This is a genomic window from Streptomyces termitum, from assembly GCF_014650175.1.
GTDB classification, from domain to species: domain Bacteria; phylum Actinomycetota; class Actinomycetes; order Streptomycetales; family Streptomycetaceae; genus Streptomyces; species Streptomyces termitum.
In genome coordinates this window covers 284843-305140 of sequence record NZ_BMUL01000004.1, presented here as the reverse complement: position 1 = coordinate 305140, position 20298 = coordinate 284843, and the positions used below count along the sequence as shown (strand labels likewise).

Annotated in this window: 19 protein-coding genes and 1 riboswitch; of the genes, 1 reads left to right on the top strand and 18 read right to left on the bottom strand. The window is 73.8% G+C overall.

What is annotated here, in order from left to right; translation table 11 throughout:
• Nucleotides 1-120 precede the first annotated feature (120 nt).
• Complete coding sequence (locus IE219_RS09965; protein WP_189976235.1) at nucleotides 121-1125, bottom strand: LysM peptidoglycan-binding domain-containing M23 family metallopeptidase; 1005 nt, start codon at nucleotides 1123-1125, stop codon at nucleotides 121-123.
• Between the two features lie 4 nt (nucleotides 1126-1129).
• Nucleotides 1130-1285: riboswitch (cyclic di-AMP (ydaO/yuaA leader) on the bottom strand.
• 397 nt (nucleotides 1286-1682) lie between these two features.
• On the opposite strand from IE219_RS09965, the gene IE219_RS09960 reads away from it, so the two are divergent.
• A complete protein-coding gene (locus tag IE219_RS09960) occupies nucleotides 1683-2525 on the top strand; it encodes a tyrosine-protein phosphatase (RefSeq protein WP_189976234.1) in 843 nt (280 codons plus the stop codon).
• Nucleotides 2526-2541: 16 nt separating this feature from the next.
• Here IE219_RS09960 and IE219_RS09955 read toward each other — a convergent pair whose 3' ends face one another.
• From IE219_RS09955 to IE219_RS09875, 17 genes are all read right to left on the bottom strand, one after another.
• Complete coding sequence (locus tag IE219_RS09955; RefSeq protein ID WP_189976233.1) at nucleotides 2542-2697, bottom strand: DUF6126 family protein; 156 nt, start codon at nucleotides 2695-2697, stop codon at nucleotides 2542-2544.
• A gap of 21 nt (nucleotides 2698-2718) precedes the next feature.
• A complete protein-coding gene (locus tag IE219_RS09950) occupies nucleotides 2719-3348 on the bottom strand; it encodes a helix-turn-helix domain-containing protein (protein WP_189976232.1) in 630 nt (209 codons plus the stop codon).
• Between the two features lie 73 nt (nucleotides 3349-3421).
• Nucleotides 3422-4807 (bottom strand): aspartate aminotransferase family protein, encoded by a 1386-nt coding sequence (locus tag IE219_RS09945; protein ID WP_189976231.1) that lies wholly within the window; start codon nucleotides 4805-4807, stop codon nucleotides 3422-3424.
• A gap of 10 nt (nucleotides 4808-4817) precedes the next feature.
• Complete coding sequence (gene hpnH, locus IE219_RS09940; protein ID WP_189976230.1) at nucleotides 4818-5834, bottom strand: adenosyl-hopene transferase HpnH; 1017 nt, start codon at nucleotides 5832-5834, stop codon at nucleotides 4818-4820.
• A 7-nt stretch (nucleotides 5835-5841) separates the two neighbouring features.
• Nucleotides 5842-6501, bottom strand: coding sequence for a phosphorylase family protein (locus tag IE219_RS09935; protein ID WP_189976229.1), 660 nt, complete (start codon nucleotides 6499-6501; stop codon nucleotides 5842-5844).
• Nucleotides 6501-8498, bottom strand: a complete 1998-nt coding sequence (gene shc, locus IE219_RS09930) for a squalene--hopene cyclase (RefSeq protein ID WP_189976228.1) — start codon at nucleotides 8496-8498, stop codon at nucleotides 6501-6503. Before shc ends, IE219_RS09935 begins: the two co-directional genes overlap by 1 nt.
• A gap of 110 nt (nucleotides 8499-8608) precedes the next feature.
• Nucleotides 8609-9709: a polyprenyl synthetase family protein gene (locus IE219_RS09925; protein WP_189976227.1), complete on the bottom strand. Its 1101-nt coding sequence runs from the start codon at nucleotides 9707-9709 to the stop codon at nucleotides 8609-8611.
• Nucleotides 9706-11103 carry a hydroxysqualene dehydroxylase HpnE gene (hpnE, locus tag IE219_RS09920; protein ID WP_189976226.1) on the bottom strand — a complete coding sequence of 466 codons (1398 nt, stop codon included), beginning with the start codon at nucleotides 11101-11103 and terminating at the stop codon, nucleotides 9706-9708. The genes IE219_RS09925 and hpnE overlap by 4 nt, the downstream gene beginning before the upstream one ends.
• The gene (gene hpnD, locus IE219_RS09915; RefSeq protein WP_373298805.1) at nucleotides 11100-12041 is read right to left on the bottom strand and encodes a presqualene diphosphate synthase HpnD; all 942 of its coding nucleotides are present in this window, start codon (nucleotides 12039-12041) and stop codon (nucleotides 11100-11102) included. Before hpnD ends, hpnE begins: the two co-directional genes overlap by 4 nt.
• Nucleotides 12038-12955: a squalene synthase HpnC gene (gene hpnC, locus IE219_RS09910; protein WP_189976225.1), complete on the bottom strand. Its 918-nt coding sequence runs from the start codon at nucleotides 12953-12955 to the stop codon at nucleotides 12038-12040. The genes hpnD and hpnC overlap by 4 nt, the downstream gene beginning before the upstream one ends.
• A gap of 297 nt (nucleotides 12956-13252) precedes the next feature.
• Nucleotides 13253-13882 (bottom strand): TetR/AcrR family transcriptional regulator, encoded by a 630-nt coding sequence (locus IE219_RS09905; protein WP_189976224.1) that lies wholly within the window; start codon nucleotides 13880-13882, stop codon nucleotides 13253-13255.
• A 120-nt stretch (nucleotides 13883-14002) separates the two neighbouring features.
• Nucleotides 14003-14791 carry an ABC transporter ATP-binding protein gene (locus tag IE219_RS09900; protein WP_189976223.1) on the bottom strand — a complete coding sequence of 263 codons (789 nt, stop codon included), beginning with the start codon at nucleotides 14789-14791 and terminating at the stop codon, nucleotides 14003-14005.
• Nucleotides 14784-15716 carry an ABC transporter permease gene (locus IE219_RS09895; protein ID WP_189976222.1) on the bottom strand — a complete coding sequence of 311 codons (933 nt, stop codon included), beginning with the start codon at nucleotides 15714-15716 and terminating at the stop codon, nucleotides 14784-14786. Before IE219_RS09895 ends, IE219_RS09900 begins: the two co-directional genes overlap by 8 nt.
• A 139-nt stretch (nucleotides 15717-15855) precedes the next feature.
• The gene (locus IE219_RS09890) at nucleotides 15856-16635 is read right to left on the bottom strand and encodes a CDP-alcohol phosphatidyltransferase family protein (RefSeq protein WP_189976221.1); all 780 of its coding nucleotides are present in this window, start codon (nucleotides 16633-16635) and stop codon (nucleotides 15856-15858) included.
• Nucleotides 16613-17674 carry an iron-containing alcohol dehydrogenase family protein gene (locus tag IE219_RS09885; RefSeq protein WP_189976220.1) on the bottom strand — a complete coding sequence of 354 codons (1062 nt, stop codon included), beginning with the start codon at nucleotides 17672-17674 and terminating at the stop codon, nucleotides 16613-16615. Before IE219_RS09885 ends, IE219_RS09890 begins: the two co-directional genes overlap by 23 nt.
• Nucleotides 17662-18399 (bottom strand): phosphocholine cytidylyltransferase family protein, encoded by a 738-nt coding sequence (locus tag IE219_RS09880; protein WP_189976219.1) that lies wholly within the window; start codon nucleotides 18397-18399, stop codon nucleotides 17662-17664. Before IE219_RS09880 ends, IE219_RS09885 begins: the two co-directional genes overlap by 13 nt.
• Nucleotides 18396-20201, bottom strand: a complete 1806-nt coding sequence (locus IE219_RS09875; RefSeq protein ID WP_189976416.1) for a DUF5941 domain-containing protein — start codon at nucleotides 20199-20201, stop codon at nucleotides 18396-18398. Before IE219_RS09875 ends, IE219_RS09880 begins: the two co-directional genes overlap by 4 nt.
• Nucleotides 20202-20298: the final 97 nt, after the last annotated feature.

The window sequence follows — 20298 nt, the reverse complement described above, 5'->3', positions numbered from 1 at the left end:
CGACCGTAAGGAGGGGTTGACGGTGGGTGATATATGCCACCGATAAAGATTCCGCCAAGCCGGAATAGGGCGGAGGCCCGGCACCGGGTCGGTGCCGGGCCTCCGTGAGGCGCCGTCGGGTCAGAGGGAGACGCCGTGCTGGCGCAGGTAGGCCAGCGGGTCGATGTCCGCGCCGTAGTTCGGGGAGGTGCGGATCTCGAAGTGGAGGTGCGGGCCGGTGACGTTTCCGGTGGAGCCGGAGAGGCCGATCCGCTGGCCGCCGTTCACCGTCTGCCCGGCGGAGACGGAGAGGGAGGAGAGGTGGGCGTACTGGGAGTAGTTGCCGTCGGCGTGGCGGATGACGACCTGGTTGCCGTACGCGCCGCCCCAGCCGGCGGAGACGACCGTGCCGTCGCCGACGGCGCGGACGGTGGTGCCGGTGGAGGCGATGAAGTCGGCGCCGGTGTGGTAGCCGGAGGACCACATGGAGCCGGAGGCCCGGTAGGGGGTGGAGACGCCGCCGGCGACCGGGGCGACCCAGCCGGAGGAGGCGGCCTGCGCGGGGGCGGCCGGGGTGACCGGGGCGGCCTGCTCGGCGCGCTCGGTGGAGCGGGAGGCGCGGGTCTGCTCGGTGGCGGCGGGGGCCTTCCGCTCGGCCTTGGCGGTGCTCCGCTCGGCCCGGGGCTCGGCGGCCTGGGGCGTCACGGTCTTCGGCGTGGCGGCCTGGGGCGCGGCGGCCCTGGCGGGGTTCTTGGTGCCGAGGGTGAGCTTCATGCCCGGGAAGATCAGCGAGGGGTTCGCGCCGACGACCTGGCGGTTGTCGGCGTAGAGCTTCTGCCAGCCGCCGGTGACGCCGTGCTCGGCGGCGATCTTGGACAGGTAGTCGCCGGCGACGACGGAGTACGTGGCCGGGGCGACGTGCGCGGCGGCGGCCGGGGCGGCCTGCGCGGGGGCCTGCGCGGGGGCCTGGGCGGCGGCGGCGACGACGCCGGCGGGAGCGGCGGCCGGGGCGGCCTGCTCGGCGGCGTGGGCGCCGGTGGCGCCGATCAGCGGCAGGGCGACGACGGCGCCGCCGGTGCCGGCGGCGGCCAGGCCGCGGGTGAGGAAGGTGGTCTTCTGGCGGCGGTGCTTACCCTTCGCGGGCATGGCGGATTCCTCTCCGTCGCCTGCGAGGTGAGCTGTCGGGTTCGGACTGGAGATGTCCGGCCGCGTTCTCACGCGGCTTCACCCCGAGCCGTCCTGCGTCGCGGGACCGGCGTACTTCCTTGGGTCCCCCGCTCCTGCCGGGCATTGGGATGGGATCGAATTCCGGTCGGTGGCAGGATTCGGCGGTCCGACCGGATTGACGGCGACGCTAGACGAGCCGGGTCGGCGCGAACAAGCCGCGGAATTCGCCCGGCATTCCGGGGCGATCTTCGGGGCCGGAATTCCGGTCACCCTGTGTCGATGACGGTCCTTCGATTCCCTTTTCGCCGGGGGCGGTTGCACCGGGCGGTCGGCCACGATCCGTCACTTTTATGACGCTGCTCACGCGCCGAACCCCATCTCCCCTACAACCAGGGCGCGTTACCCCAATGAGTATCAATACGGACAGATCACCCCTTACTGTCCGAGGGGGTGTCCCGGAACGCCTCCCGACGGGATGATTGCGGAGGGAACCGATCTTCCGTCCCGGTTCCCGCACGCCTACCCCAGGAGCATCCGTGACGCAGCAGCTGCCGCAGGTCCCGCCCCACGAAGCGCACGACGGCTACGAGCCCGGCGAGCCCCGGCTCGCGGAGGTCCGCAACTTCCGGGACGTGGGCGGCCTGCCGACGGCCGACGGGCGCGCCGTGCGCCCCGGGGTCCTCTTCCGCAGCGGCCACCTCGCCGACGCCACGGAGAGCGACGCGGCCTTCCTCACCGGCCTCGGCCTGCACACGGTCTTCGACTTCCGCAACGCCGCCGACGCCAAGCTGGAGGGGCCGGACGTCGCGCTGCCCGGCGTGCGGAACGTGAACATACCCCTGAGCGACCCGGCCGACGGCAAGGAGTTCTGGAAGATGGTCCGCGAGGGCGACCTCGCGCAGCTGCGGGAGCTGCTGGCCGAGGGCCGGGCGGCGGCCCGGATGACCGAGTCGTACCGCCGGATGGTGGTGGAGCGGACCCCCGAGCACAGCCGGGTCCTGCACGCCCTGGCCGAGGAGTCCGTCCCGGCCCTGATGCACTGCGCGGCGGGCAAGGACCGCGCCGGGCTCTCCATCGCCGTCACCCTGCTCGCGCTGGGCGTGGAGCGCCCGGCGATCGAGGCCGACTACGTGAAGTCGAACGCGCCGCACCGCCGCTACCGGGTGCGGCGTTCCTCCTCCACCGGGAGCGAGCAGCGCTCGCCCGAGGTGATGGAGCTGCTGAGCCCCCTCTTCGACGCCCGGATCGAGTACCTGCGGGCCGCCTTCGAGACGATCGACGCGACCTGGGGCTCGGTCGACGCCTATCTCACGGAGGGCCTGGAGCTGGCGCCCGGCACCCGCGAGCGGCTGCGCGAGCGGCTGCTCACCGGGGCGTGAGCGGCCCCGGCCCCCGCTACTGGTTCTGCCCGCCGAGCATGAAGAGCAGGTAGAGGAAGCCGGCGAAGAGGTGCCCGGCGATCAGGTAGGCGAAGAGGCGGAGGACCAGCCCCTTGGGGAACTTGCCGCCACCGCGCTCCTCGCCGGTGACCGAGACGGACTTCTCAGACATGTGATCCAACCCTTCGGGGGTTCAGCGGGAGTGCGGGGTGCCGCCGCCCAGGCACAGTTCGGCGGCGGGGCTCTGCATCAGCGTGTGGACGAACAGCAGCTCGGCGCCGGCCCGGCCGACCGCGCCGATCCGGTGCGGGGTGAGCGAGTCGAAGTGCGCGCTGTCCCCCGGGTCGAGGACGTGCACGGTCTCGCCGAGCGCGAGCCGGACCTGCCCTTCGAGGACGTGCAGCCACTCCTCGCCGGGGTGGACGCGCACGATGTCGGCCCGGGTGGCGTACGGCACGTGGACCCGCAGGCACTGCATGGCCCGGCCGGCGCCGCCGGCCTGCCGGTAGATCCAGCCGTCCGCCTCGACCGGGTCGGAGCGGTCGGCCCGCACGACGGGGTCCCGTTCGGGCGGGGTCTCCCCCAGCAGCTCGGCGACCGTCGTACCGTAGATACGGGCGAGGGCCAGCAGCATCGGCAGCGAGGGCTGCCGGTTCCCGGTCTCCAGGCGCGAGAGGTGCGCCGGGGAGAGCCCGGCCCGCTGGGCGGCGGCCTCCAGGGTGAGCCCCCGGCGCCGGCGCAGGGCCCGCAGCTGCGGGGCGACGTCGGGCACGATGCCGGGAGCGGCGGTTTCCGGGGCGGAGCCCCGGGGGACGTGGTCCATGCGTCCATTCCGCCAGGATCGTGCCTCTGAGGCAAGTTTCTTGCCCCAGAGGCAAAAACCCGGGCGGTACGGCTCAGCGCTGCGCGACCGCCTGCCTGACCAGCGTCTTCCCGAAGTCCCAGAGCAGCCCGCCGCCGTTGTGGGCGTCGTCCATGACCGCCGTGAAGGCGGTGACGAACCGGTCCACGTCCGCCTCGTCGATCACCAGCGGCGGGATCAGCTTGATCACCTCCAGGTGGTCCCCGGAGACCTGGGTGAGGATCCGGTGCCGCTGGAGCAGCGGCACCACCACCATCTGCGCGAAGAGCCCCTTGCGGGCCGCCTGGAGCATCGTCCAGCGCCCGCGCAGCCCCAGCGAGGTCGGCCGGCCGAACTCGATGCCGATCATCAGGCCCCGGCCCCGCACCTCGTGCAGCAGCTCGTACCGGGGCACCAGCTCTTCGAGGCGGCCCTTCAGCAGTCCGCCGATCCGCCGCACGTGGGCGACGGTCCCCTCGGACTCCATCACCGCCAGGACCGCGAGCCCGGCCGCCATCGCCTGCGCGTTGGAGCCGAAGCTCGCCGAGTGGACCAGGACCCGGTCCATCGACGAGTAGACCTTCTTGAAGATCCGGTCCCGGCCCAGGGTGGCGCCGACCGGCACGTAGCCGCCGGAGAGCGCCTTGGCGACGCAGACCAGGTCCGGCTCCACCCCCGCCTCGTGCTGGTAGGCGTAGAAGTCGCCGGTGCGGCCGAGGCCGGTCTGCACCTCGTCCGCGATCAGCAGCGCCCCGTGCCGGCGCAGCAGCTCCTGCGCGGCGGCGAGGAAGCCGGGCGGGGACTCCAGGACGCCCTTGCCCTGGATCGGCTCCACCACGAAGGCCGCCACGTCGCCCCGGCGCAGCTCCCGCTCCAGGGCGTCGAGGTCGCCGAGGGCGATCGCGGTGTCCGGGAGCAGCGGGTCGAAGCCGGCCCGGAAGCCCTCCTCGCCGTTGACGGAGAGGGCGCCGGTGGTGAGGCCGTGGAAGGCGTGCGCGCAGTAGACGATCCTGGGCCGCCCGGTGGCGTACCGGGCGAACTTCAGGGCGGTCTCGACGGCCTCGGTGCCGCTGTTGCCGAAGAAGACCCGGTCGAGGTGGGGGCTGTGGGCGAGCAGCCGCTCGGCGAGCAGGCCGGGCAGCGGCGGGCAGTCGAAGCGGGTGAGGTCGGGGAGGTCCGCGTCGAGCACGTCGTGCAGGGCCCGGCGGACCACCGGGTGGTGCCGGCCGAGACCCATGACGCCGAAGCCGGCCAGCATGTCGAGGTGGTCGTTGCCCTCGGCGTCCCAGAAGTGGGCGCCGGCGGCCCGCTCGTAGACCTTGTCGAAGCCGATGGTGTGGAGCATCCGGGGCAGCTGCGGGTTGAGGTGGCGGGCGTGCAGGTCGTACCGCTCGCCGCCGCGCTCGGCGAGCAGCGCCCGCAGGTCGAAGCCGTCCGTCATGGCCCGCCCCTCAGCTCCCGGAGACGGTCTCGCGGACCGCCCGCAGCGACTCCTTGAGCGAGCCCATGGTGGCGAGCACGGCGGTGGGTTCGTAGCCGCAGTGCGCCATGCAGTTGGCGCAGCGCGGGTCCTTGCCCCGGCCGTACTTGTCCCAGTCCGTCTCCTCGACGAGCTCGCGGTAGGTGGGGACGTAGCCGTCGCTCATCAGGTAGCAGGGGCGCTGCCAGCCGAAGAGGGAGTAGTTCGGGATCGCCCAGGCGGTGCAGGGGAAGTCCGCCTTCCCTTCCAGGAAGTCGAGGAAGAGGGGCGAGTGGTTGAGCCGCCAGCGGCGGCGGTTGCCGCCCGCGAACGCCTTCCTGAAGAGCTCCCGGGTCTGCTCGACGCCGAGGAAGTGCTCCTGGTCGGGCGCCTTCTCGTAGGCGTAGGCGGGCGAGATCATCATCTCGTCGACCTGGAGGTCGTCGTTGAGGAAGTTCAGCACCTCGATGACGGTCTGCGGGGTGTCGGTGTTGAAGAAGGTCGAGTTGGTGGTGACCCGGAACCCGCGCCGCTTCGCCTCCTTGATCGCGGCGACGGCCTCGTCGAAGACGCCCTCCTTCGCCACCGACTCGTCGTGCCGCTCACGCAGCCCGTCGATGTGGACGGCGAAGGCGAAGTACGGGGAGGGCGTGAACTTGTCCAGCTTCTTGCGGAGCAGCATCGCGTTGGTGCAGAGGAAGACGTACTTGCGGCGGGCGACGAGCTGGCGCACGATCTCGTCGATCTGCGGGTGCATCAGGGGTTCGCCGCCGGCGATGGAGACCATCGGGGCGCCGGACTCCAGGACCGCGCCGACCGCCTGGGCGACCGGCATGCGCTGCTTGAGGACACCCGCCGGGTGCTGGATCTTGCCGCACCCCTCGCAGGCGAGGTTGCAGGCGTAGAGCGGCTCCAGTTCGACGATCAGCGGGAACTTGTCCCGCTTGCGGAGCTTCTGTTCGAAGAGATAGGTCCCGACCCGGACGGACTGACGGAGCGGCATGGCCATGACCGGCTCACCTCCTGGGGAGCAGCAGAGAACGGTGCCATTCGGAGAATGCGGGAAGGACGGCACGAAGGACGCGGAAGGCCGATATTCCCCCGCGCACCGTGCCGATCCGGACGAGTTCGTGTTCGGGTGCGTCCACGACCACCCGTACGGCCGCAACGGGCCGGGGTCCGGCGGCCCGCGCGGTCCGCAGGGTGGCGGCGGACTCCATGTCGACGGCGATCGCGCCGCCGGCCCGCAGCGCGGCCCGCTCGGGGCCGCGCACCACGTGGTCGGAGCCGGTCAGCGGGCCGGTGTGGACGGTCCGGCCGGGCAGCGCCCTGGCCAGCGCCTTGGCCAGCAGGTCGGCGCCGTCGCAGGGGGTGGTGCCGTCGGGGCCCCGGGTCTCCCCGGCGACCACCAGGTCGCCGGGGTGCATGCCGGGGGCCAGCCCGGCGCAGAAGCCGGAGGCGACGACGGCCGCCCCCGCCCAGCCCGGCCGGGCCAGGGCGCGGGCGACCCCGCGGGCCGCCCGGTCGGGACCCATGCCGGTGCGCACCACCCGGACCGGGCCGGGCGCGCCGTCCCGGTCGCCGCCGCGCAGGGCGAGGCGCTCGATGCCGAGGGCGCAGGCGACGAGCAGCGGCGGCACGGCGGCGGCGCCCCGGTCCCCCGGCGGGCGGTCCATCACGGACTCCCGCCGGGCGAGGGCTCGCCGTGCACGTACCGGCCGAGCGCGGTGAGCGGGAAGACCTGCCGGTAGAGGTGGTAGTTGATGGAGAAGTCCCAGGGGAAGCCGGTGCCGGTGAAGTACGGCTCGTCCCAGGAGCCGTCCTCGCGCTGGGTCCCGGCCAGCCAGGCCACGCCCCGGCGGACGGGTTCCGACTCCCGCTCCCCGGCGGCGAGGAGCGCGATGAGGGCCCAGGCGGTCTGGGAGGCGGTGGAGGTGCCCCGGCCGGCCCAGGCCGGGTCGGCGTAGGAGCGCAGGTCCTCGCCCCAGCCGCCGTCCTCGTTCTGGACGGTGCCGAGCCAGGCGACGGCGCGGCGGATCGCCGGGTGGGAGGGGGGCAGTCCGGCGGCGGTGAGCGCGGGGAGCACCGAGCCGGTGCCGTAGACGTGGTTGACGCCCCAGCGGCCGAACCAGGCGCCGTGCGGCTCCTGGGCGGCGAGGAGCCAGTCGACGCCCCGGCGGGTGCGCGGGTCGGCGGCGAGGCCCTCGTGGGCGAGCATCTCCACCACGTGGGCGGTGACGTCGGCGGAGGGCGGGTCGACGACCTCGCCGAAGTCGCAGAAGGGCAGTTTGTTGGGGAGGGCGCTGGTGTTGTCGGCGTCGAAGGCGCCCCAGGCGCCGTTGCGGGACTGCATGCCGAGGGTCCAGCGGGCGCCGCGGGCGGCGGCGCCCCCGACCCGGGCGGGGTCGGGGTGGCGGACCCGGCGCAGGGCGAGGATCACCTCGGCGGTGTCGTCGATGTCGGGGTAGTTGTCGTTGTGGAACTCGAAGGCCCAGCCGCCGGGCGGCAGTCCGGGCCGGCGCACGGCCCAGTCGCCGGGCCGGGTGATCTCCTCGTCGAGCATCCAGTCGACGGCCTTGACCAGGGCCGGATGGTCGGCGGGCAGGCCCGCGTCGGCGAGGGCGACGGTGGCGAGGCAGGTGTCCCAGACGGGCGACTGGCACGCCTCGACCATGCGGACGGGGCCGTCGGGGCCGTCGGTCCAGACGGCGAAGCGGTCGAGGGACTCCAGACCGGCCCGCATCACCGGGTGGTCGAGGTCGTAGCCGAGGAGGTGGAGCGCGATGACGGAGTAGACGGCGGGCGGCTGGATGCCTCCCCAGCAGCCGTCGTTCTCCTGCCGTTCGACGATCCAGCGGGCGGCGGAGTTCATGGCGGCCCGGCGCAGGCCGCGCGGGGCGAAGCGGTGGTAGACGCGCAGGGCCTTGTCGAGGCGCTGGAAGAGGCCGTCCCAGCCGGTGAGCGGGGCGAGCGGGCGGGGCGGGGCCGGGTCGGCGGGGTCGGTGTGCAGTTCGTCGAGGGGGAAGGGCGCGGGGCGGACCGGGCGCTTCGCGGAGACGACGGTGAGCGGCACGATGGTCTGCCGGGCCCAGCAGCCGAAGTCGTAGATGTTGAGGGGGAACCACCGGGGCAGGTAGATCAGTTCCGGTGGCAGTTCGGGCAGGTCCTCCCACCGCCACCAGCCGAACAGGGCCAGCCAGATGCGGGTGAAGACGCGGCAGCCGGCGATGCCGCCGCGGGTCCGGGCCCAGGCGGCGGCGCGGGCCATGTGCGGGGCGTCGGGCGGGTCCCCGGCGAGGCGGAGCGCGACGTACGCCTCGACGGTGGCGGAGAGGTCGCCGGGCCCGCCGTAGAAGGTGGGCCAGGCGCCGTCCTCGTGCTGGCCGGCCCGGATGTGCCGGGCGGCGGCCGCGGCGGTGCCGGGGTCGAGGCGGCCGAGGAACTGGCGCAGGAGGAGGTCCTCCGCGTCCATGGTGACGTTGGTCTCCAGGTCGCCCTTCCACCAGCCGTCGGGGGCCTGGAGGGCGAGGAGGTGGGTGGTGGCCCGCTCGGTGGCGCGGGCCGCGGCTTCTTCGAGGTCGTGCGGGACGGTCGCGCGGTGCCGCCGGCCGGTACCGGCCGCGGGAGCGAGGGGGACGGGCCCTCCGGCGTTTCCGTCGGTCGTCGCTGTCATGGCTTCCCCTTCGTGCAGTCGGTTGCTTCTGCTTCTTCGGGTCTGCCGTCGGCCGGCGCCGGGTGGTGGCGCCGGCCGGCGACCGCGCACTCATATCTGCTGGCGGATGGTCATTTCTTCCGTACGACGACGAAGTCGGCGAGGGCGACCAGCTGGTCGCGGACGTGGGCGGGCATGTCGACCTCGTCCAGGGCGCGGAGGGCGACGGCGTGCTGGCGGCGGGCCTCCTCGGCGGTCCAGTCGCGGCCGCCGGCCTCCTCGATGAGGGCGGCGCGGTGGGCGAAGTCCTCTTCGGTGAAGGAGTCGAAGACGGGGGACTTGGCGTCCTCGGCGAGGAGCCGTCCGAGCCGCTCGGACGCCTCGCCGCCGGAGGCGAGGGCGGCGACGACGGGCAGCGACTTCTTGCGCTGGCGCAGGTCGCTCCAGGTCTGCTTGCCGGTGGCGTCGGGGTCGCCCCAGATGCCGAGGAGGTCGTCGACGGCCTGGAAGGCGAGGCCGAGGTGGTAGCCGTACTCCTCCAGCTTGTCGGCGGTGCGGTCGTCGGCGCCGCCGAGGACGGCGCCGATGGAGACGGCGCAGGCGAGGAGGGCGCCGGTCTTGTTGCCCTCCATCTCCAGGCACTCCTCGACGGTGACCCGCTCGCGGTGCTCGTAGGAGATGTCCTGGGCCTGGCCGTCGATCAGCTTGCGGCTGGCGGTGGTGAGCCGGCGGGTGGCGCGGCCGGCCTCCACGGTGCCGAGTTCCAGGAGGAGTTCGTTGGCGAGGGCGAAGAGGGCGTCGCCGACCAGGATGGCCTGGGCCGGGCCGTGCACCTTCCACACGGTGTCGCGGTGGCGGCGCTGCTCGTCGCCGTCCATCAGGTCGTCGTGGAGCAGCGAGAAGTTGTGCACCAGCTCGACGGCGACGGCTCCGGGGACACCGGTCTCGGGGGTGGCTCCGGCGGCCTCGGCGGAGAGCAGCGCGAGCGCGGGGCGCACGGCCTTCCCGCTGTCGGCGTCGGTGGGGTTGCCCTCGGCGTCGATCCAGCCGAAGTGGTAGGCGGCCACGGTGTCCATGGGCGGTGCGAGCCGGGCGACGGCCGCCCGCATGACGGGGGTGGACAGCGTCCGCCCCCGCTCCAGCAGGGCGCTCACGTCCGCGGTGTCGACGGCCGGGGTCCCCGGGGGCACGGTCGGCACGGTCTCTCCTCTAGTTCCTGTGATCACACTCATGCCGCCTCCTGCAGCGGATGGTCGTGGCGGCGGCCGAAGGCGGAGAGCACCGCGCCGGCAGCGCTGAAACCGCTTCGGACCGCACCCTCCATGGTCGCGGGCCAGCCGGTGGCGGTCCAGGCGCCGGCCAGATACAGACCGGGCGCACGGGTGCGGGTGCCGGGGCGCAGCCGTCCGACGCCCGGGGTGGGGGCGAAGGTGGCGGTGCGTTCCCGGGTGACGAAGAAGTCGCGGACGCCGGCGCCGCGGGCCGCGGGCAGCAGGCGTTCGAGCTCCGGGAGGTAGCGCTCGCGGAGTTCGGCGACGGGGGCGTCGATGTCGTCCTGGGCGGCCGACTGGGAGACGGCCAGGTACTGGCCCCCGCCGGTGAGGCCGGAGGAGGCGGTGCGGTCGAAGACCCATTGGACCGGGGAGCCGAGGGCGGTGAAGAAGGGCCGCTTGAGTACCTTGCGGTCGTAGACGACGTGCAGGTCGACGATGGGCGCGGTGCCGATGTCGAGGAGCCGGTCGGGGTCGTCGAGGGCGCCGTCGGGGAGCAGTCCGTGGGTCTCGGCCTGCGGGACGGCGAGGACGACGGCGTCGGCGGTGAGGGTCTCGCCGGGGACCTCGACGGTCCAGCGGCCGTCGTCGGCGCGGGTGATCCGCTCGGCCTTGGTGCGCCGCAGGGTGCGGACGCCGAGGCCGTCGAGGGCCTTGCCGGCGAGGGTGTCGTGGAGGTGGCCGAGGGGCACGTGGGCCCAGCCGATGTCGGCGGCGCCGGGGTCGGAGAGCAGCCCGGTCTTGAAGACCATGGCGGCGAGGCCCATGGAGGCGTGCGGGGCGGTGGCGTTGAGGGTGGCGACGCCGACCAGGTCCCACAGGGCCTCGACGGTGCGGGCGGACTGGCCGTGGCGGCCGAGCCAGGTGGCGAAGTCGATGCCGTCGAGGGCCGGGTCGGCGGGGTCGAGGCGGCCGAGCGCGAGGGCGGCGCGGCCGACGGAGAGCCGCTCGGCGAGGGAGAGGTGGGGGTACGTGGCGAGGCTGCGGGCCAGGTGGAGCGGGACCGGCAGGGGGTCGCGGCGGATCCGGCCGAGGCGGGGGCCGCGGGGGTGGGCGACGTCGAGGACGGGGACGTCGAGCCGGTCCTGGACGGGGGCGAGGCGGGCGCCGTCGATCCGGTCGAGGAACCAGCGGTAGGCGGTGCAGCAGCGGAGGTAGACGTGCTGGCCGTTGTCGACGTCCAGGTCGCCGCGGCGGAAGGAGAAGGCGAGGCCGCCGAGGCGGGGGCGGCCTTCGAGGAGGGTGACGCGGACCCCGGCGTCGGCGAGCTGGAGGGCGGCGGTGGTCCCGGCGAGGCCGCCGCCGACGACGACGGCGGTGCGGGGGGCGGTGTCGCGGGCGGCGGGGGCGGTCATCGGGTGCGCCCCCGGTCGGTGCGGCGGGCGATGTGGCGGGCGTCGAGGCCGGAGAGACCGCGGACGGCGACGTACGCCTTCTCGGGTCCGGGGAGCGAGACGCGGCCGCGCAGGACGGCGGCGGGGTCGCGCTCGATGCGGTCGAGGAGGCGGCGGTAGATGCCGGCCATGGCGGCGACGCAGGCGCCGCTGCGCCGGTCGAGCAGGGGCAGCAGCCGGTAGCCCTCGGCGAAGAGGGCGCGGGCGCGGCGGACCTCGAAGTGGACGAGGCCGGCGAAGTCGGCGCCGGGCGGCAGGGGGCGGGCGAAGCCGTCGCCGCAGCCGAAGCGGTCGAGGTCCTCGGCGGGGAGGTAGGTGCGGCCGTTCCCGGCGTCCTCGCGGACGTCGCGGAGGATGTTGGTGAGCTGGAGGGCGAGGCCGAGGGTGTCGGCGTACTCGGCGGCCCGCTCGGCGTCGGCGCCGCGCTGGGGGCCGAAGATGCCGAGGGAGAGGCGGCCGATGGCGCCGGCGACGCACCGGCAGTAGACCTTCAGCTCGTCCCAGGTGGTGTAGGTGGCGCCGCGGACGTCCATGAGGACGCCGTCGATCAGCTCGTCGAGTCCTTCGAGCGGGATCGGGAAGCGGCGGGCCGCGTCGGCGAGGGCGACCGCGACGGGGTCGGTGTCGTCCTCGGCGATGTCTCCCTTGCGGACCCGGGAGAGCACGGTCCTGGCGGCCTCCAGGCGGTCGTTCTTCTCGGCGGCGGGCAGCGGCCCGTCGCCGATGTCGTCGACGCGGCGGGAGAAGGCGTACAGGGCCGACATGGCCTGCCGCTTCTCGGCCGGCAGGAGCCGGATGCCGTACGCGAAGTTCCGCGCCTGCTGTCCGGTGACGGCCTCGCAGTAGCTGTAGGCGGCCTGGACCGGCGCGGACGGCCGGGTCAGTTCCTCCACGGTCACGTTCCCCCCTCTCTCCGCGCCCGGAGCAGGACCGCTCCCGCCTGGCGCGTCAGGCTCGGCTTGGTGGGCTTCGGCGGGCCGGCGAGGACGTCGAAGCCGGCGTCGGCGATGGCGTCGAGGGCGGCGAGTCCGCCGGCGGTGAAGCCGGTGAGGAGCAGGCGGAGGCGGCCGTGGACGCTGCCGACGAGCGGGGTCCCGGCGTGCAGCAGGGCGCGGGCGCGCTCGGCCTGGAAGGCGATGAGGGAGCGGACGGCGGCGCCGGCGGTGGGGCGGGCCAGCTCGTCCTCGGTGACGTGGAACCGCTTGAGGTCCTCGGCGGGCAGGTAGATCCGGTCGCGGGCGAGGTCCTCGGCGACGTCCTGGAGGTGCTCGACGAGCTGGAGGGCGGTGCAGATCTCGTCGGAGCGGCGGATCCGCTCGGGGGTGGCGGTGCCGGTGAGGGCGAGGACCAGGCGGCCGACGGGGTTGGCCGAGAGTTCGCAGTAGGCGAGGAGGTCGTCGTAGGTCTCGTAGCGGCGGACGAGCTGGTCCTGGCGGTTGGCCCGGAGGAGGCCGAGGAAGGGCTCGGGGGTGAGGGCGCGGCGGCGGACGGTGGGCTGGAGGGCACGCAGCAGGGGGTGGCGGGGGGTGCCGTCGAAGACCCGGGCGAGGTCGGCCTCCAGGGCGTCGAGGAGGACGAGCCGGTCGCCGGCCTCCCCGGGTACGACGCCGAGGGCGCGGGCGTCGGCGCCGCCGGGGGCGAGGTCGCCGTCGCCGATGTCGTCGACGAGGCGGGCGTAGCCGTAGACGGCCATGAGGTCGTCGCGCCAGGCGCGGGGCAGGAAGAAGGGGGCGACGGGGAAGTTCTCGTCCGCCGCCTTGCCGAGCGTGGCGCGCGAGGCGGGGTCGGCGCGCACGGGGCGGGGAGCCGTCACCGGGCGGCGCCCCGCGTGGGGACGGCGCCGCCCACGGGGTGCTGGAGATGCTGCGTCATGGCCGTCATGTCTCCTGTTCTACACCGCCGGTCGAATCCATCCTATTTCGGACACACCGCCGCGCGCGGAGCACGCGCCCGCGGAGTGCTCCCGGGGACTCCGGGGGCGATGTGGATCAGACCGGTACAGCTTACGTCGTACGAGGGCCGTCGCCATTCGGGGGCCCGTCCGCCGCGCCGGGGCCGGCCGGCGGGGCTGACCTGTGCGGATGCGAGCGGGCCCGGGAGGGCGGGCGGGTCAGCGGGCGCGGGCGCCCGCGACGACCATGGCGAGGGTGGCGGCGACGACGTCGTCTCGGCGCTGGGCGGGGAGCCGGCGCAGCGGCCCCTCCAGGAGGAGGAGCGAGAGGCCGTGCACGGCGGACCAGGCGGCGGCCCCGGCGGCGCAGCGGCGGCCGCCGGTGCGGCCGAGGGCTTCGAGGGCCTCGGCGAGCAGGGCGAAGGCGCGGATCTCGGCCTCCGGCGGGCGGGCGGCGGGGACGGGGGTCCCGGTGGGGCGGACGGTCTGGAAGGCGGCCCGGTAGAGGCCGGGGTGCTCGACGGCGAAGCCGACGTAGCCGCGGCAGAGGGCGCCGAGCCGGCGCTCGGCGGCGAGGACGGGGTCGTCGGCGCCGGGTTCGCGGGCGGCGGCCCGCTCCATGGCGTCGGCGAGCCGGGTCCTGGCGTGGGCGCGGACGGTGCGGAGCAGTTCGCCCCGGCCGTCGAAGTGCCGGTAGGCGGCGGTGGGCGAGACGCCGACCCGGCGGGCCGCCTCGCGCAGGACGACCCGTTCGGGGCCGCCCTCGGTGGCGAGGTCGACGGCCGCGCAGACGAGGGCGTTGCGCAGGTCGCCGTGGTGGTAGTTCTTTCCGCCCGAGATCCCTGCCATGGGCTCATCCTGCCCGATGTTGACCGCATGAACATTCCGCGTGGGAGCGCGACCCGCGAAAACCGGAACGCCCCCCACCGGTGCGGTGGGGGGCGTGCGGGAGCACGGGCGGCGCGGAGGTCAGCGGGCGGTCTCGCGCTCGTACGCCCGCAGCACCTGCTCGGTGGGGCCGTCCATCAGGAGCTGCCCCTTCTCCAGCCAGAGCACCCGGTCGCAGGTGTCCCGGATGGACTTGTTGCTGTGGCTGACCAGGAAGACCGTGCCGGCCTCCTTGCGCAGTTCGCGGATGCGCTCCTCGGAGCGGATCTGGAACTTGCGGTCACCGGTGGCGAGCGCCTCGTCGATGAGGAGCACGTCGTGGTTCTTGGCGGCCGCGATGGCGAAGCGGAGCCGGGCGCCCATGCCGGAGGAGTAGGTCCGCATGGGGAGGCTGATGAAGTCGCCCTTCTCGTTGATCCCGGAGAAGTCGACGATGTCCTGATACCGCTGGTCGACCTCCTCGCGGCTCATGCCCATGGCGAGGCCGCCGAGGATGACGTTGCGCTCGCCGGTCAGGTCGCTCATCAGGGCGGCGTTGACGCCGAGCAGCGAGGGCTGGCCGTCGGTGTAGACCTTGCCGCTCTCGGTGGGCAGCAGGCCGGCGATGGCGCGCAGCAGGGTGGACTTGCCGGAGCCGTTGGTGCCGATGAGGCCGATGGCCTCGCCGCGGTAGGCGGTGAAGGTGACGCCGCGGACGGCGTGCACCTTGCGGACGCCCCGGTTGACCTCGGCCTTGCCCTTGCCGACGATCCGGCTGAGGGCCGCGGTGGCGCCGCCCTTGCCGCCGCCGCCCGCGTTGACCCGGTAGACGATGTGGACGTCGTCGCAGATCACGGTGGGGATCTGCGCGCCCTGGGTGCTGTCAGCCACGGCCGTACCTCTCCTCAGCCTTCCAGAAGTAGACGAAGCCGCCGGCGCCGAACAGCACGGCCCAGCCCGCGGCCACGGCCCAGACGTGGGCGGGCAGGTTCTCGGCGCCGTAACCGTCGATGAGGGCGAAGCGGACGAGGTCCATGTAGATCGCCGCCGGGTTGTACATGAGGACGTCGGCGATCCAGGCCGGCTTGTCCTTGAGCATCACGGGGATGGAGAACATGACGCCGGAGGCGTACATCCAGGTCCGCATGACGAAGGGCATCAGCTGGGCCAGGTCGGGGGTCTTGGCGCCGGCCCGGGCCATGATCAGCGCGATGCCGACGTTGAAGACGAACTGGAGGAAGAGGGCCGGGACCACCAGCAGCCAGCTCATCGCCGGGTAGCTGCCGGAGACCATCGCGACCGCGACGAGCACGACCATCGAGAACAGCAGCTGCTGGAGCTGCTGGAGCGAGAAGCTGACGGGGAGGCTGGCGCGCGGGAAGTGCAGGGCCCGTACCAGTCCGAGGTTGCCCGAGATCGCCCGGACGCCGGCCATCACCGAGTTCTGCGTGAAGGTGAACACGAAGATGCCGGTGACCAGGAAGGGGATGTAGACGTCCTTGCCCATGCCCCGGCCCGCGCCCAGGATCAGCCCGAAGATCAGGTAGTAGACGAGGGCGTTGAGCAGCGGCGTCGCCACCTGCCAGACCTGGCCGAGCTTGGCCTGGCTGTACTGGGCGGTGAGCTTCGCCGAGGAGAAGGCCACGATGAAGTGGCGGCGGCTCCACAGCTGGCGGACGTACTCGAACAGTCCGGGCCGGGCGCCGCTCACCGACAGGCCGTACTTGGCGGCGAGGTCGCCCGGGGCCAGGCCCTCGTCGACGGAGGACGGGGGCGCGCTCGTCGCGACCGCCCCGCCCTGGTGAATGTCACTCACAGTCGAAACTTTCGTGTTCAAGATCTGCGGCACGTCGGGGGTACCGAGGTCGGGTGGCCGGGGACGACCCCTCGGGTCGCCACACCGTACGCCATCACGGTGACCGGCCGGTGCCCCGGGAGGCACCGGCCGGCCGGCCTCACTTCAGTCTGCTGGAGGCCAGGACCGAGACGAGGTGCAGGACGGTCTGGAGCAGGGCGATGCCGGCGAGGACGGCGACGCCGAGCCGGGAGAAGAAGAGGTCGCCCCGGAGCTGGTCGGCCACGGCCAGGACCAGGATGAGCAGGGACGCCTCGATCCCGAGGATCAGCCGGTGGAACTTGAGCGCGGCGGCGGCCCGGCGGGCCAGGGCCACGCCGGAGGAGCGGGGCTCGGAGGCCGCCTCCTTGACCGGGGCCATGCCGTTCTGGTGGCGGGCGACGCCGACCAGGTCGGTCTCGGCCTTGATCAGGATGGCGCCGAGCGCGGCCAGGGTGCCGAGGAAGGCCCACAGCCAGTCGATCCGGCCGCCGCCCCACAGGTCGGCGGCGCGCAGGCCGAAGCCGACGAGGACGGCCGCGTCGCAGAGGTAGGCGCCGACCCGGTCGAGGTAGACGCCGGCCAGCGAGTACTGCTTCTTCCAGCGGGCCAGCTCGCCGTCGACGCAGTCGAGCAGCAGGTACATCTGCACCGCGACGACGCCGAGGACGGCGCCCCACACGCCCGGCACCAGCAGGGCCGGGGCGGCGAGGACGCCGGCGAGCGTCATCAGGTACGTCAGCTGGTTCGGGGTGACCCGGGTGTTCGCCAGCTGCCGGGTGATCCGGAGGGAGATCTCCCGCATGTAGAGGCGGCCGCCCCAGTGCTCGCCGCTGCGCCGGTCCTTCACACCCGGCGGGTGGACGACCGGGCGGAGCTCAGCTACCGATGGCTTGGGCATAGTCGGCGTACGCGTCCCTGATCTCGTCGGTGGACAGGTCGAGGTGTTCGAGGATGGTGAAGCGGCCCGGCCGGGTCTGCGGGGCGAACTCCACGGCCCGGACGAACTCGTCGGGGGTGAAGCCCATCTCCCCGGGCAGCACGGGCAGGCCGTGGCGGCGCAGGGCGGCCACGATGACCCCGGCCTCCTCGCGGGCACCGCGCAGGTGCATGGCGAAGGCCGCGCCGAGGCCGCACTGCTCGCCGTGGCTGGCCGCGCGTTCCGGGAAGAGGAGGTCGAAGGCGTGGCTGATCTCGTGGCAGGCGCCCGAGGAGGGGCGGCTGTCGCCGCTGATCGACATGGCGATGCCGGACATCACCAGGCCCTCGGAGAGGGTGACGAGGAAGTCGTCGTCGCCGACGCCGCCGGGGTGGCGCAGAATCGCTTCGCCCGCGCTGCGGGCCATGGCGGCGGCCAGGCCGTCGATCTTCTCGCCGTTCTCGCGGTGGGACAGCTCCCAGTCCGCGAGGGCGGAGATGTTGGAGATCGCGTCGCCGATGCCGGAGCGGACGAAGCGGACCGGGGCGTCCCGGATCACGTCGAGGTCGATGACCAGCGCGATCGGGGTCGGGACGCCGTAGGAGCCGCGGCCGTTGTCGTTGTCCAGGGTGGAGATCGGCGAGCAGATCCCGTCGTGCGACAGGTTGGTCGCCACGGCCACCAGCGGCAGCCCGACCCGGGCCGCCGCGTACTTGGTGACGTCGATGATCTTCCCGCCGCCGAGGGCGACCACGGCGTCGTACCGCTTGCCGCGCATGGCGTCGGCGAGCTTGACCGCCTCGTCGATGGTGCCGCCGGAGACCGTGTACCAGTCGGCGCCGGGCAGCTCCGGGGCGAACCGGTCGCGGAGCTTGAGCCCGGAGCCGCCGCTGATGGCGACGGCGATCTTGCCGTTGCTGGAGATCCGCTGGTCCGCCAGGAGCCCGGAGAGGTCCTCCAGGGCGCCCCGGCGGATGTCGACGACGACCGGCGACGGGATGAGTCGGGTCAGTACCGGCACGCGATCTCCCGGCCCTTGGCGAGGTCGTCGTGGTTGTCGATCTCGACCCAGGAGACCTCGCCGATGGGCTCGACGTCGACGGTGAAGCCGCGGTTGACCAGCTCCTGGTAGCCGTCCTCGTAGTAGAGGTCGGGGTCGCGCTCGAAGGTGACCTTGAGGGCGTCCGCGAGCTCCTCGGCGGCCTCGGCCTCGATGAGGGTGACGCCGATGTACTCGCCGGTGGCCTCGGAGGGCTCCATCAGCTTGGTGATCCGCCGGACGCCCTCGCCCTCGGCGGCGACGACCTTCATCTCCTCGTCGGCGAGCTTCTTCACCGTGTCGAGGGCGAGGATGATCTTCTGGCCCTTGCCGCGGGCGGCGAGCAGGGTCTTCTCGACGGAGACCGGGTGGACGGTGTCGCCGTTGGCGAGGATCACGCCGCGCTTGAGGACCTCGCGGGCGCACCACAGGGAGTAGGCGTTGTTCCACTCCTCGGCCTTGTCGTTGTCGACGAGGGTGATCTCCAGGCCGTACTTCGCCTCCAGGGCCTCCTTGCGGTCGTAGACGGCCTCCTTGCGGTAGCCGACGACGATCGCGACCTCGGTGAGGCCGATCTCGGCGAAGTTCTTCAGCGTGAGGTCGAGGATGGTGGTGTCGCCGTCCACGGGCACGAGGGCCTTCGGGAGGGTGTCGGTGTACGGGCGCAGTCGCCGTCCCGCACCGGCTGCCAGAACGAGGCCGATCATGCTGTTTCTCCTTCGTCGTGAACGGCGGGTGCTCCGGAGGAGACCCAGAAGCGGATGGACTCCACGAGCACCACGAGGGCGAGCGCGGCCGCCAGGGCGGTGAGCGCCAGGGTGAAGTCGTCGCCGCGGTCCACGAGGAGAGCGGCGAGGACGGCCACCAGGAGCGTGCGCCCCTCGTGTCCGCCGGTGATCCGCACCAGCCAGGCGGGCGGCGCGCCGGTGCCTCCGCGAATGCGGTACACCGTGTCGTAGTGATGGTAGGCGACCGCCGCGACCAGGCCGAATGCGGCCGGGACGGCGTGCGGGGCGTCCGACTTGACCGCGAGGATCGCGATCGTGCCGTACTCGGCGGCCCGGAAGAAGGGCGGGACGAGCCAGTCGAAGGCGCCCTTGAGGGGGCCGGAGACGGCGAAGCCGGACCAGAAGATCCCGTAGAAGAGGGCCATGATGACGACCTGCCGGTCGCCGAAGGGCCACATCCACGCCGAGGTCAGCATCCCGGCCGCGCCACCGAGGGCGAAGAGGAAGCCGATGCGGCGGCCCCGGTCGCCGAAGATCCGGGCGCCGAGCCGGGCCAGCGGGCCGGAGTCGGCGAGGTCCGCGAGGGCGCGGGCGGCCCGGTCGGAGCGCGGGGCGCGGCGCTTGACGGAGCGCAGCAGGCGGCCGGCGGTGGTGTAGCAGGCGGCGAAGGAGCAGCCGACGATCAGGGCCCAGAAGACGATCCGGGGGCTGGTGACGGCGGTGAGGACGGCGATCATCGCCCAGCGCTCGCCGATCGGCAGGATGATCATGCGGCGGGCCCAGACGGTCCAGCCGACGCCGTCGAGCCTGCTGGAGAGGGCCAGGCTGGTCTTCGCGGTGCTGCCGGCCGCGGCCTCGTCGTCGGTGTTGGCCTCGTTGAACGAGAAGTCCACGACGTGCCGGCAGGTCATGAGGATCATCGCGGTGAGCGCGAGGGTCCAGACGTCGTCGCCGTTCCGGGCCGCGCCGAGGGCGAGGCCCGCGTAGAAGGCGTACTCCTTGGCCCGGTCGAAGGTGGCGTCGAGCCAGGCGCCCATCGTCGAGTACTTGAGCGCGTACCGGGCGAGCTGCCCGTCGGTGCAGTCCAGGACGAAGGAGAGCAGGAGCAGGACGCCGGCGGCGACGTAGCCGCCGCGCTCCCCGGTGGCCGCGCAGCCGGCCGCGATCAGGGCGGTGAGCAGCGAGGCGGTGGTGACCTGGTTGGGGGTGAGGCCCCGGCGGGCGCACCAGCGGGCGATGTACCGGGAGTAGGGGCTGATGAAGAAGGTGGTGAAGAAGCCGTCGTGGGCCTTCACGGCGGAGCGGAGGCGGACGGCCTCGTCGTCGACGGCGTCGACGGCGGCGCGGGCCCGGTGGCGGGCGGCGGCGTCGGCGGGGACGTCGGCGACGAGGGTGCCGAGCGCGGGCCGGTGCACGGCGACGCCCTCGGTGCCGAGGGCGTCGGCGACGGTGCCGGTGAGGTCCCCGTCGGGGGCGGTGGGCGCGGGTCCGGTGGCGAGCGCGCGGGCGAGCGCCGGGCGGGCCTCGGCCTGCGCGGCGAGCGCGCCGGGCACGGCGGCGGCCGGGAAGCGGGGGTCGGTCAGCGCGAGGCGCAGGGAGTGCAGGTGGCCGACGAAGCGGGAGTCGACGAGGGCGACCCGCTCGCCCGCGGGGACGGCGTCGAGGAGCGCGCGGGCCTCCTCGGGTCCGGCGGCCCGGCGGACGTCGAAGCCGAGCGACCGCAGATCACCGTCGAGCGAGGATCCGGGTGCCGGCGGGCCGGTGAGGATGGCGGTCGACAGACGAACTCACTCCTTGGAACGGTGCAGAGGGCCGGCGGGGCCTGGCGGCTCCGGGCACGGCGGTGCGGGCCCGGTCACGGGGCGGCGGCACGTCGGC

Excerpts from the sequence above, each read along its gene's own strand:
- hpnE (WP_189976226.1), bottom strand. The coding sequence starts at position 11,103 with ATGACCGCCCCCGCCGCCCGCGACACCGCCCCCCGCACCGCCGTCGTC.
- hpnH (WP_189976230.1), bottom strand. The coding sequence starts at position 5,834 with ATGGCCATGCCGCTCCGTCAGTCCGTCCGGGTCGGGACCTATCTCTTC.
- IE219_RS09945 (WP_189976231.1), bottom strand. The coding sequence starts at position 4,807 with ATGACGGACGGCTTCGACCTGCGGGCGCTGCTCGCCGAGCGCGGCGGC.
- IE219_RS09905 (WP_189976224.1), bottom strand. The coding sequence starts at position 13,882 with ATGGCAGGGATCTCGGGCGGAAAGAACTACCACCACGGCGACCTGCGC.
- shc (WP_189976228.1), bottom strand. The coding sequence starts at position 8,498 with ATGACAGCGACGACCGACGGAAACGCCGGAGGGCCCGTCCCCCTCGCT.
- IE219_RS09955 (WP_189976233.1), bottom strand. The coding sequence starts at position 2,697 with ATGTCTGAGAAGTCCGTCTCGGTCACCGGCGAGGAGCGCGGTGGCGGC.
- IE219_RS09925 (WP_189976227.1), bottom strand. The coding sequence starts at position 9,709 with ATGAGTGTGATCACAGGAACTAGAGGAGAGACCGTGCCGACCGTGCCC.
- IE219_RS09935 (WP_189976229.1), bottom strand. The coding sequence starts at position 6,501 with ATGGACCGCCCGCCGGGGGACCGGGGCGCCGCCGCCGTGCCGCCGCTG.
- IE219_RS09965 (WP_189976235.1), bottom strand. The coding sequence starts at position 1,125 with ATGCCCGCGAAGGGTAAGCACCGCCGCCAGAAGACCACCTTCCTCACC.
- IE219_RS09950 (WP_189976232.1), bottom strand. The coding sequence starts at position 3,348 with ATGGACCACGTCCCCCGGGGCTCCGCCCCGGAAACCGCCGCTCCCGGC.
- IE219_RS09890 (WP_189976221.1), bottom strand. The coding sequence starts at position 16,635 with ATGCCCAAGCCATCGGTAGCTGAGCTCCGCCCGGTCGTCCACCCGCCG.
- IE219_RS09880 (WP_189976219.1), bottom strand. The coding sequence starts at position 18,399 with ATGATCGGCCTCGTTCTGGCAGCCGGTGCGGGACGGCGACTGCGCCCG.